General features: G+C 61.4%; 10 protein-coding genes. 6 read left to right on the top strand and 4 right to left on the bottom strand.

Annotated features, from left to right (window positions below; all coding sequences use genetic code 11):
* The first annotated feature begins 435 nt into the window (after positions 1-435).
* The 6 genes from AC30NL_RS02755 to AC30NL_RS02780 all read left to right on the top strand — a co-directional run bounded on the left by AC30NL_RS02755 (position 436) and on the right by AC30NL_RS02780 (position 6,828).
* Entirely contained in the window at positions 436-1,623 is a 1,188-nt protein-coding gene (locus AC30NL_RS02755; protein WP_489462483.1) for a glycosyltransferase, read from the top strand.
* Positions 1,541-2,200, top strand: a complete 660-nt coding sequence (gene epsI / locus AC30NL_RS02760) for an exosortase-associated protein EpsI, B-type (RefSeq protein ID WP_489462484.1) — start codon at positions 1,541-1,543, stop codon at positions 2,198-2,200. The genes AC30NL_RS02755 and epsI overlap by 83 nt, the downstream gene beginning before the upstream one ends.
* Before the next feature lie 119 nt (positions 2,201-2,319).
* Positions 2,320-3,240 carry a glycosyltransferase family 2 protein gene (locus AC30NL_RS02765; protein ID WP_489462485.1) on the top strand — a complete coding sequence of 307 codons (921 nt, stop codon included), beginning with the start codon at positions 2,320-2,322 and terminating at the stop codon, positions 3,238-3,240.
* Positions 3,218-4,351, top strand: a complete 1,134-nt coding sequence (locus AC30NL_RS02770) for a WecB/TagA/CpsF family glycosyltransferase (protein ID WP_489462486.1) — start codon at positions 3,218-3,220, stop codon at positions 4,349-4,351. The genes AC30NL_RS02765 and AC30NL_RS02770 overlap by 23 nt, the downstream gene beginning before the upstream one ends.
* The gene (locus tag AC30NL_RS02775; protein WP_489462487.1) at positions 4,345-5,493 is read left to right on the top strand and encodes an acyltransferase family protein; all 1,149 of its coding nucleotides are present in this window, start codon (positions 4,345-4,347) and stop codon (positions 5,491-5,493) included. The genes AC30NL_RS02770 and AC30NL_RS02775 overlap by 7 nt, the downstream gene beginning before the upstream one ends.
* A gap of 18 nt (positions 5,494-5,511) precedes the next feature.
* On the top strand, positions 5,512-6,828 hold the full coding sequence (locus AC30NL_RS02780; protein WP_489462488.1) for a glycosyltransferase family 4 protein: 1,317 nt from the start codon (positions 5,512-5,514) through the stop codon (positions 6,826-6,828).
* A gap of 83 nt (positions 6,829-6,911) precedes the next feature.
* Here the strand turns inward: AC30NL_RS02780 and AC30NL_RS02785 are convergent, their stop codons facing one another.
* From AC30NL_RS02785 to AC30NL_RS02800, 4 genes are all read right to left on the bottom strand, one after another.
* Positions 6,912-7,643, bottom strand: a complete 732-nt coding sequence (locus AC30NL_RS02785; RefSeq protein ID WP_489462489.1) for a PEP-CTERM sorting domain-containing protein — start codon at positions 7,641-7,643, stop codon at positions 6,912-6,914.
* Positions 7,644-7,938: 295 nt separating this feature from the next.
* On the bottom strand, positions 7,939-8,424 hold the full coding sequence (locus AC30NL_RS02790; RefSeq protein ID WP_489462490.1) for a fibronectin type III domain-containing protein: 486 nt from the start codon (positions 8,422-8,424) through the stop codon (positions 7,939-7,941).
* 404 nt (positions 8,425-8,828) lie between these two features.
* Positions 8,829-10,166, bottom strand: a complete 1,338-nt coding sequence (locus tag AC30NL_RS02795) for a UDP-glucose dehydrogenase family protein (RefSeq protein ID WP_489462491.1) — start codon at positions 10,164-10,166, stop codon at positions 8,829-8,831.
* 34 nt (positions 10,167-10,200) lie between these two features.
* Positions 10,201-11,655, bottom strand: coding sequence for a mannose-1-phosphate guanylyltransferase/mannose-6-phosphate isomerase (locus tag AC30NL_RS02800; RefSeq protein WP_489462492.1), 1,455 nt, complete (start codon positions 11,653-11,655; stop codon positions 10,201-10,203).
* Positions 11,656-11,807 lie beyond the last annotated feature (152 nt).

The following is an 11,807-nucleotide window of genomic DNA, read 5'->3' on the forward strand; positions in this document are numbered from 1 at the left end:
TTGGCTTGTTCGCGCATCTGTAAACGGAATCCACAATGTGTAACTATTTGCGGGTCTTGGGAAATATCGAATAGCTGGCGCGGTCTGAAAGGCTGGCGATGGCTGTCGATTGAACCCAGGGCGATTGGGGCTCACTAATGCCCCCACTGGGGCGTGACGCTGTCGCATTTACCGGACCAAGGGTTTTCACGTAGAAATCAATCCAAATTTCTCCCTTTCGGCCGTGATGTGATCGGCCCGGCGCTGCTCGTCGTTACAAGGCTGACGCGCAGGGGCTGGCTTGTTGGTGGATGCAGCAGAGCTTCACGGCTCCTTACATGCCTTGTGGTCTACTGCGGCGCGATGTCTGCAGTCCAAGGCAGCGAAACGGGGCTTATGGCGAATCGACCCTCTATCTCGAAAGCGAAACAACCGGGCATCAGGCGACCACGGCCATTGCGGGTCAACATCATTGGCCTGGACAACGGGGCCGGGCTGAGCGTGGACGCCCGGCTACTGCAAGGCCTGCTACAAGACGCCGGTTTCGAAGCCGACTGGTTCCGAGGTGTGCGACCCGCCAAGTGGCTGACCCGGCTCGCGAAACTCGAGGCTCTGGGCCGGTTTCTTCCGCGCTATGACATCAACCTGTTTCTCGAGCGAGTGCACCCGGGGTGGTTTCCTTTTGCGAATCGGAACGTGCTCATCCCGAACCCGGAATGGTTCCTCGAAGATCACCGCCTGCATTTGAGTGGCATTGATCTCGTCCTGTGCAAGACGGCCGATGCACAACGCGCTTTCCAGGAGCTTGGCAAGGACACTCGGTGGATCGGATTCACTGCAGAAGACCGCGGGCATGAATCATTGGCGGCCACTCGTACTCCCTTGCGCGCGCTGCACGTTGCTGGGCGCAGTGAGCACAAGGGCACTCGGCAAGTCATCGACGCCTGGGCGCGACATCCCGAATGGACCGAACTCACGGTTGTGCAGCGGGTCCCCGATACCGGCTCGGTGCTGTATGCACCGACCTTGCCGAACGTGCGCTACGTCAGTGAGCGCCTGTCTGACGAAGCCATTCTTTCATTGCAGCGCGAGCATGCGCTTTACGTCCTTCCGAGCGAAGTAGAGGGCTACGGCCAGTCCTTGGTGGAGGGCATGAGTCTTGGCGCCATCGTCATCACCACGGACGCTCCTCCGATGAACGAGTTGGTGACGCCTGAGCGCGGCGTGGTCGTGAAAGCCGGTGATGGAGAGCCCTTTCGCCTTGGTCATCGCTACAAGGTGCTCCTGCCAGCATTGGAACAAGCGGTTGCCGATGTCCTGAGCTGGTCGCCCGACCGTCGCGAACGTATCGGTGCCGCGGCCCGCGCCTGGTACATCGAAAACGATCGCCGTTTCCGGGCCGATTTTCCGATGCTGATTTCGACTTTGCTCACGGAGTTCGCTGCCGCAGCCCCCCGAAGTCATGGGGCTGCTCCGCTGCAGGGCGAACATACAATCCCACTTCTCTGTAGAGGCTCGCACGATGGGAATGGTTCGCAGATCGATAGTCCTCACCGGATTGATGGCACTGACAGCCATCGGCGGCTTTGCGATCCGGCCATCGGCCAAGGCGAACAACGGGGGGCGTCCGCGCTACGTGCTTGAAACCGTGGTGCCGCGGCAATTCGGCGACTGGCGCGAGCTTCCGGCCGAAACTGCGCAGGTGGTCAATCCGCAGACGCAGCAGCTCCTCGACAAGCTCTATAGCCAAGTGCTGTCGCGCACCTACATCAACAGCGCCGGCTACCGCATCATGCTGTCCATTGCCTACGGCGACGATCAGCGCGGAGACCTCGCCGCTCACAAGCCAGAAATCTGCTATCCCGCACAGGGCTTCGAACTCAACGAAAAATTCGACTCGCCTGTGAAAACACCATTTGGCAGCATTGATGCTCGCCGTCTAGACACCAGTCGCGGGCGCTACAAGGAACCAGTGACCTACTGGTTCACCATGGGCGATGAGGCGGTCAAGAGCAATCTCGAGCGCCGCATTGTGGAGGTGCGCCTTGGCCTGACCGGGCAGATCCCAGACGGTCTTTTGTTCCGCGTTTCATCGCCCGATCCCCAGTCGTCCCGGGCCTATGGTCTTCACGATGCCTTCGTGGCGGAGCTGCTCAGGGCACTGTCGGCCACCGATCGAAAGCGGCTGAGCGGGCTTGGCCCCGTCGCCTCCCCAGGCTGAGGCGCTCCGAGGTGTTGTAGTGGCTCGGCCGCATCGCCAATGCGGCCGTGCAGGCCTTTAAACAAACTCGGTTCCCTGGCCACAAGCTCTAGCCCTTGAGCGGAAATGAATCTGATCCCATGAGCAAGCGCTACGTCCTGATTTCTCCTTGTCGCAACGAAGCCGAGTACATGCGGCAGACGCTTGACACCGTCATCGCCCAGACGGTGCGCCCCACACGCTGGGTCATCGTTGACGACGGCTCTACCGATGACACCCCACGCGTCCTTGCGCAATACCAAGCCAAGTACGACTGGATCACGATCGTCACGCGCAAGGATCGCGGTCGCCGTGCTGTCGGTCCAGGAGTGATCGAAGCTTTTTATGAAGGCTATGAATCGATTGATCCCGACGACTACGATTACCTCTGCAAGCTAGATCTCGACTTGAACCTCCCGCCGCGCTACTTCGAAATCCTGATGCAGCGTATGGAAGCGAACAAGCTCATTGCAACTTGCAGCGGCAAAGCCTATGTGCGCCAAGGCAGTGAACTCGTGGCCGAGAACCATGGAGACGAAACCTCGCTGGGCATGACGAAGTTCTACCGGGTCGACCGCTTCAAGGCCATAGGCGGTTTCGTGCGCGAAGTCATGTGGGATGGCATCGACTGCCACCGCTGCCGCATGATGGGCTGGGTGGCATGCAGCTGGGACGAGCCCGAGCTGCGCTTCGTGCACCTGCGGCCGATGGGATCGAGTCAGACCGGAATTCTCACCGGCCGCATGCGACATGGCTTCGGCCAGTATTTCATGGGCACTGGCTTCCTGTATATGCTCGCCAGCGCCGTGAATCGCATCGGCGAGAAGCCGGCCCTGATCGGCAGCAGCATGATGTTGTGGGGCTGGATCAAGGCGGCGCTCCAGCGCAAGCCGCGCTACGACGACGAGGCCTTCCGCCGCTTCGTGCGCCACTATCAATGGCGCTCACTGTTGGTCGGAAAAAAGCGCGCCACGCAGGAAATCTATCGGGAGAAGGGCGTTGGCTCCGGACTTCAGTCGTGATGTCCATTGCATTCTCGGGTTGCCCTTCGATGCCATCGACATGGACGGTGCGGTGGCAAAGGTCCGCGCGGCGGCGGCATCCGGCAATCGATGCTTTCTGTCGACGCCCAACCTGAACTTCGCCATCGCGGCGCAGAGCAACTCGCAGTTCCGCGACTCCGTACTTCACAGCGACTTGAATATCGCCGATGGCATGCCCCTGATCTGGGTGGCCAAGCTGCTGGGCATTCCTATGCCTGAGCGCGTCGCAGGATCGACCTTGTTCGAGCGCTTGCGCGAACGCACGGCGACGCCGATCAAGGTGTTTTTCTTCGGCGGTCCGGACGGCGTGGCTGCTCGTGCGTGTGAGCAACTCAATGCACGTTCCCAAGGATTGCGCTGCGTCGGCTTTGATGCGCCTGGCTTCGGATCCATCGAAGACATGAGCGGCGCAGATCGCATCGCCCGCATCAACGCCAGCGCGGCGGACTTTCTCGTCGTGTCGCTGGGTGCGCAAAAGGGGCAGGCCTGGATCGAACGGAATCTCGACCGCTTGCACACCCCGGTCGTGAGCCACCTCGGCGCGGTGGTCAACTTCGTCGCCGGCACGGTGCGTCAATCACCCTCATGGATGGGGCGCATTGGCTTCGAGTGGCTTTGGCGCATCAAGGAAGAGCCAGCACTCTGGCGCCGCTACGCGAACGATGCGATGGTGTTTGGCCGATTGCTGCTGACGCGAGTCGTCCCGCAAGTTTTTGTGCGGTGCTTCGCACGCTCGACGCGCCGCGAACAGGCCACCTGCAACTTCACAAAAGGTGTCGACTCGATGAAGTTGACGCTTTCCGGTGCCTGGACGGCAAACGATATCGCGCCCTTGAGATCTGTGCTTGCCGAGGCAGCCGTTGATCGGCGTCGGCTGACACTGGACCTTCGGAACCTGAGCCACGCTGACCCAGCCCTGATCGGGCTCTTGAGCCTTCTCTGGCTTCACCTTGTCCGAGAAGGTCGACCGTGGTCGTGCTTGAGCATTCATCCCGCTGGGCGGCGTTGCCTTCGAAATGCCTGTGCCGAGTACATGTTGGACCCAGGCATCGCGCCCGGCGCTTTGGCCAAGGGGAGCGTGCCATGCTGACGTCGAATTCAGCAGTGACGGCTATCGGGATAACCGACAGAAGTGGCAGTGTCGCGCGCTTGCACTCGCTCGATGGTCTTCGAGCGTTGGCGGTCGGCCTGGTGGTTTTTCACCATCTGGGCGTCTCGAGTTTTGCGCAGACCCTCGTCAAGAATGGCTACACGTGGGTGGGGCACATCCTGGGAAGCTTGACTGCATCAGGGGTGGAGCTTTTCTTTGTCTTGAGCGGCGTGGTGCTGCTGCGGCCCTACCTTCGCGACGGACGGCGCATGGATATCGCGCACTATTGTTGGCGGCGGATCGTTCGTCTGTACCCGCCTTTTTTCGTGGCGTGGTTGCTGTCGGGGCTGTCGGTGTGGCTGGTATGGACCTACCCGACTTGGTGGACCCAGGTTTCCGCATTGCCCGTTTTCGACTTGATGGACTGGATCAAACAATCCGGCATCATGTACTTCGGCAATCGGGCGCACAACTTTGCATGGTGGAGCCTCACTGTTGAACTCATGTTCTACGTGTGCGCGCCCGCCATCGTGATATTGATTGCCTCCACAAAGAACGCCAAATTGGCCGTGCGCTGTTTTTTTGCCGCTTCGATCGTCGGGGCGCTTCTCGTGTATCCCGGCAGTTGGGCCGCCGGCCCCTTGGCCCTCCCAGGGATCAGGCCGTTCGTGACCTACCTGTCCAGCTTTGCAGCTGGTGTCTTTCTCGCCACTTCAGAAGCTCCCAAGGTGCTGCGCCGATCCGCCGCCATCCTCGGCCTGTTCATCGTCGGTTGCAGTGGCATGGTTGATGCACTGAACGTTCATGTGGGATGGGGTCTTGTGTATTTCGGTGTTGTCGGCTCGGCCATCGACCAGTGGACCCGCGCTTCGCGGACATTGTCCAACGACAAGCTCGTGTGGCTCGGAGAGCGTTCGTACTCCATCTTCCTCACGCACTACGCCGTCATCACCATTGTCTGTCTCCTCGTGTCCACCTTCGTGTCTACAAAAGGGGCGGTCTATTTCATCGCCACACGCGTGATGGCATTGCTGGCGTCATTGCTCGTCGCGATGCTTGTCTTTCATCTGGTCGAAAAGCGATTCGCCCGCAATCTGGTGACGGCAGATCGTCTGCTGCCTTGGTCGCGAGCCGTTTCTTGACAATCGACCTCACCCCCAATGACTGAATCGCCACTGCGCGTCATGATCGTCGCCGAACACGCATCGGCCCGCTTCGGTGGAGAGGCGGCATTGCCGCTGCACTACTACCGTGTCCTGCGTTCGCGAAACATTCCCGTGTGGCTCGTCACGCATGCACGTGTTCGCGATGAGCTGCAAAAGGCCTATCCGGTCGATACGGACCACATCATCTACATCGAGGACACCTGGATTCATCGCGGGCTCTGGCGCGCCGGGCGCTTGTTGCCGACGCGACTGGCTCATTTCTCGACCGGCTATCTGCTGCGCATCGTGACGCAGCTGACACAGCGCAGCATCGCACGTCGTGCCATCCGCAGCCTTGGAATTTCGATCGTGCACCAGCCCATGCCGGTGTCGCCCAAAGAGCCTTCCTTGCTTTACGAGTTGGGTGCGCCCGTCGTGATCGGACCCATGAATGGCGGCATGGACTTTCCGCCTGCCTTTCGCCAGCAGAAGGGAGCGCTGGTCGATCGAATCGTGGATGTCGGCCGGTCCGCTGCCAATTTCATGAACTGGCTCATCCCCGGAAAACGGCGAGCGGCGGCACTGCTGGTGGCCAATGGTCGCACGCGGGACGCTTTGCCGACGGGCACGTCTGCGAACGTGATCGAACTCGTCGAGAACGGGGTGGACCTGTCGCTTTGGAAGCAATCCGGCCGTGCTCGATTGAACGAGGCGGGCGAGGTCACGCGTTTCGTATTTCTCGGGCGGCTTATTGGTCTGAAAGCGGTAGATTTGCTGCTCACCGCTTTCGCCGTGGCTTGCAAGCAGGCGCCGATGTCGCTGGAGGTAATCGGTGACGGTGCAGCAGCGGCTGACCTCAGATCATTGGCCAACAAACTGGAGTTGACAGCGACCGCGGAGGGAGAAGCCGGCAAGGTGTTTTTCGCCGGGTGGATGACGCAGGCGGATTGCGCGCGCAAGCTCGCCCAGCAGGACTGCCTGATTCTTCCCAGCCTCATGGAGTGCGGTGGCGCAGTGGTGCTCGAAGCGATGGCTCTCGGCCTGCCAGTGATCGCCACCGATTGGGGGGGGCCAGCCGACTATGTGGATCCGAGTTGCGGGATCCTGGTCAAGCCAAGCTCGCGCGCAGCCATGATCGAAGGGCTGGTCGACGCCATGGTCCGGCTCGCTCAATCCTCGCCATTGCGCGCGGCCATGGGACAGGCCGGCCGCGACAAGGTGCTTCGCGAATTCGACTGGGAAGCGAAAGTCGATCGCATACTGACCATCTATCGTGATGCGATCCGTTCGTCGCAGTCCATATCGCAAGCGCATACAAGGCGGACGAACTGAACCCTTCGCTCGCCCGCGTGCTCGTGCCCTCCAGCGTAGTGCTTCTGGTAGGTGTTGCACTTCAGACTTGAGGCCGCCCTGGTTTAACTCAGTCCGCGTCCGGTCTTATTCTGGCGCCGACGCAACGCAAGCACTGTGATTCCGAGCATCATCAAGCCATAGGTCGACGGCTCGGGAACTGCCATGACGTCGCCGTCGCGGACAGCCCAGGCGTAGCCGGCAAAGGTTTCGTGCAGGATGATCTCCGTCGGACCCGATGTCAGGATGTCGAGGTTATAGCCTGGCGCCTCTGGGCCCGTATAGTTGCTTTCCATCAGGTATCCGGGCAGGCCGTAGAGCCACGCATTCAGGAAAGGTCCTTTCGAGCCACCCAGCAGGTGATACAAGTCGACCAGTTCATTGATGCCCGGTTCCGGACTGAATTCGCACCTCAGCCCGGTCTGAATGCCACGTCCTTGGTTGTGTGCGCAATCGACGGGGGCGACGCTGAGTGCACGCGGCAGCCGCCAGCCCTTGACGCCATAAATGTCGAGCGACGCTGCCCACCCTACTGCAACATCCCGGTTCATCGCGCCCTCCACATTCGGCGGATAGGTGAACATGCTGGCAGGAGCGAAGCCGCTGGTGCCGGCATAGTTGGCGTCGGCCAGCCAGCTCAGGTTTGTCGAGGTGTCGTAGTAGGCATCGATGAGGCCATCGTGGTTGATGTCACGTGCCTGAAGTGTGGTCTCCCAGGAGCTTGGCGTGGCGATCGGCACGGCGTGAGCGGCTGCAGCCGCGGCGAAAAGGCTCAAACCTGCGAGCAAGGTGCGCATTGTTCTATCTCTCCCTGTGATTTATGGAGAGCAGAGAATATGGCCTCGACAACGAAGGCCGGCACTTCACTCGTGGGATATGAACATTTGCCCTGACGTGCGGAGCATCTCTGCCTACACCGTGATGCCGAGAAGGTCGGCATCCAGCGTCATCCCAGCTTGCCCTCGAGACTCGATGTCTCGTGGTACTTGGCGCGCTCGAAGCGATGACGCTGTGTTGAAGCGTCGTTGCGGTTTCTGCAGCGCGCCCGCTGCGGGTCTCCTGCGACAGGCTTCCTGCCTGCAGCGCAGCGACTTACATGATTGTCTTGCTGACTTCGACCGAAGCCTGACTTTCGGCGTTCACCTGGTTGAAGGCGCGTACGACGACATAGTACGTAGAGGCTGGCAGATTGCTGATCGTGGTGCTCAGCGTCGCCGGGTTATTGATCGTGACGTTGTCAGAGTAGAGGCCTTGCATCGTGCCGTAGTACACACGGTAGCCGGCCAAGTCGGACACGGGCGATCCGTCAGCGTTCGTCGAGGGCGCAGTCCAGCTCAGCGAGATGCTGCCGAGTGCCGGTGAGGGAGCGCTGGTGCCAGAACCATGAGAGGCTGGGGCCGACGTCGGCGCGGGGGCGCTGATGCCAGGGTCAGAGGGGGCTGGGTTGGGCGTCGGCTGCGAGGTCGCTGTGCCGCCGCCATCTGCGATCAGCGAGGCGGCCGAAGCGGTCGCGGAGCCGTCGGTGATACCGCCGCCACAGGCGGTCAGCATCGCGGCAACCAGTACACAGGTTGTCATGGACACGCTTTGTACTGACATTCGCTCGAAAAGGGCTCTCATTCGTCACTCCAAGACAACCGCTCGCAGCCTGGCGTGAAGAAAACAGGGCGCTGCGAAACCAACCCCGAAGGGCGGGCACAGCGCGCTCGTTGAAAGAAACCGACTCAACAGCACGACGGCCTTGTCTTCTTCTACCGGCACCGTTGGGTAACCAACCTGCCATCGCGTGTGCAGGGATCGGGCCAGGGCTTTTTGGGGGCGGTTCGGACAATTTCCTGTCGATTCAGTCAGGATTTCCGCCGACTGAAGTTGCGGCTTGTTGCAACCTCGACGATGCTTGGCCGAAGTGCATCCAGGACAGGTGACAGGTTACGTGGCGGAGATCGTGGCGCCAGCGCGAGCCAGCGCCCAGTTCCGCGCTATCAAGCCCGCGGCTTGGCCGACCTTCCGATGCCGGTGTACTCAATGCCCAGTGCGAGCATGAGGTCGGGGTCGTAGAGGTTTCGGCCGTCAATCACCACCGGCTGCTTGAGCGAAGACTTGATGAGCTCGAAGTCCGGGCTCTTGAACTCTTTCCATTCGGTCAGCACGACGAGTGCGTCCGAACCTTCGAGCGCCTGCGCCTGGTTGTCCACGAAGCTCAGACCCGGCACGTCCGACATCACGCGGCGCGCCTCGGGAATGGCCACCGGGTCGTATGCCTTGAGCTTCGCACCCCGGCGAGCCAGCTCGGCGATGACCACGCGGCTCGGGGCTTCGCGCATATCGTCGGTGTTGGGCTTGAAGGCCAGACCCCAGATTGCGACTTGGCGACCCCGCAGGTCTTCGCCAAAGCGGGCGACGATCTTGTCCACGAGGATGTGCTTTTGCCGCTCGTTGGCTGCTTCAACGGCCTGGAGCACCTGCAATTCGATGCCGTTCTGGTTGGCCGTGGTGATGAGGGCTTTCACGTCCTTCGGAAAACACGAGCCGCCGTATCCCGCGCCCGCGTACAGGAAGTGATAGCCGATTCGCGGGTCGCTGCCGATGCCCTTGCGCACGAGTTCGATGTCCACGCCCACCTTCTCAGACAGCAAGGCCAGTTCGTTCATGAAGCTGATGCGCGTCGCGAGCATCGAATTGGCCGCGTACTTGGTGAACTCGGCGCTCTTGATGTCCATCACGAGCAGCCGGTCGTGGTTGCGAATGAAAGGTGAGTACAGCGCGCGCATCAAAAGAATCGCTCGCTCGTCGTCGGCGCCGACCACGATGCGGTCGGGCCGCATGAAGTCTTCGACCGCGGCGCCTTCTTTCAGGAACTCGGGATTCGAGACCACGGCAAAGTCGACCGTCGAGCCCCGCTGCTTCAGTTCTTCGGCGATTGCCGCGCGCACTTTCTCGCCCGTGCCCACCGGGACGGTGCTCTTGTTGATGACGACCTTGTAGTCGGTCATGTGGCGGCCCACGTTGCGGGCGGCCGCGAGCACGTATTTGAGATCGGCGGAGCCGTCTTCGTCGGGTGGTGTGCCGACGCCGATGAACTGCAGCGTTCCGTGGTTGACGGCCGAGACGATGTCAGTGGTGAACTGTAGACGCCCTGCTGCGCGATTACGGGTGACCATGTCCAGCAGACCGGGCTCGTGAATCGGGATCCCGCCATCTTCGAGGATGCGGATTTTTTCGACGTCCAGATCGAGGCAGACAACGTGATTGCCCATTTCGGCGAGGCAGGTGCCTGTGACGAGTCCGACGTAGCCGGTGCCTATGACGGTGATCTTCATTTTTCTCTTGCTTTCAGTTCAATCCGTAGGCGCGTCACTTCACGCGCCCATAGGTGTCTTCGTAGCGGACGATGTCGTCTTCACCCAAGTAGCTGCCCGATTGCACTTCGATGATTTCGAGGGGTACCTTGCCGGGGTTGGCCAGCCGGTGCACCGTGCCCAGCGGGATATACGTGCTCTGGTTTTCCGTGAGCAGGATCACCTGGTCGCCGTTGGTGACTTCGGCCGTGCCGCTCACCACGATCCAATGCTCGGCGCGGTGATGATGCTTTTGCAGGCTGAGCGACGCGCCCGGCTTGACCATGATTCGTTTGACCTGGAATCGCGACCCGGCATCGATGCTGTCGTACCAGCCCCAGGGCCGGTGCACCTGCCGGTGCAGGTTCTGCTCCGTGCGACCCGAGCCGCTGAGGTGCCCGACGATGTGCTTCACCTCTTGGCTGCGCGCGCGATCGGTGACGAGCACGGCGTCGGGCGTCTCGACCACGACGATGTTGTCGAGGCCCACCACGCCCACGAGTCGGCTCGTCGCGTGCACCAAGGTTCCATGGCTGTCGCGCACGAAGGTGTCACCGACCGAGGCGTTGCCGTCGGCATCCTTCTGGCTCACTTGCCACACCGCGTCCCAGGCGCCGAGGTCGGACCAGCCGGCGTCGAGCGGCACCATGCGGATGTCGAAGGACGCGCCACCGGGGCATTTCTCCATCACGGCATAGTCGATCGACTCGCTGGGGATGGCCTGGAATTCAGCCTTGCTGGGGCGGATAAAACTCGAGTCGACACTTTTTGCCGCCCACGCCGCGCGGGTCGCGGCAGCAATGTCGGGGCGGAACTTCTCCAGCGCCTTGAGCCACACGGAAGCGCGTACCACGAAGATGCCGCTGTTCCAGTAGTAGACACCTTCGGCAAGGTAGCGCTTCGCGGTGTCGAGGTTGGGCTTCTCGACGAATTGCGCCACGGGCAGGGCAGGATCTGATCCATTGGCTCTTCCGGCGCGTATGTAGCCGAATCCGGTCTCAGGCCGGTCAGGCGTGATGCCGAGGATCACGATTGCGCCCGTTGCCGCGGCGCGCACGGCCTGCTGCAACGCCGTCGTGAAGGCGACCTCGTCGGTGACGGTCTGGTCCGCGGGCGAGACGATCAGTACGGGGTCGGCGCTGCCGTCGGTTGCCTGCAAGGCGGCGATGGTCATGGCAGGCGCGGTGTTGCGGCCCACGGGTTCGAGCAAAACGCTGGCATCGGCCTTTCCGAGCTCGCGCAGCTGATCGAGCACCAGGAAACGATGGTCTTCGTTGCCGACGACCTGTGGTGCGGCGACTTCGATGTCTGCGCTGGCGAGTCCGTCGAGGCGTGTGACTGCCTGTTGAAAGAGGCTGCGGTTTCCTTGCAGGACGAGGAACTGCTTCGGGTACTGCGCGCGCGACAGCGGCCACAGCCGCGTGCCGCTGCCGCCGGCCATGATCACTGGGTGAACGACGATGTTGGGCATGGGTATGAAGGGTCGGGTTCAGGAATTCAGAGGCTGAGAGTATTTCGAGCATGTCCGAGCAGCGCGTCAAAAGGCACCTGATCTAGGCGCAAAGCACAGCCATAGCCCGGGCTATGGCGAGCATTTGCAACGACGAGCAGGGGTCTTTTGGC

Origin of the sequence: Rhizobacter sp., from assembly GCA_021153565.1 — a bacterium.
In the GTDB taxonomy this organism is placed as follows: domain Bacteria; phylum Pseudomonadota; class Gammaproteobacteria; order Burkholderiales; family Burkholderiaceae_C; genus Albitalea.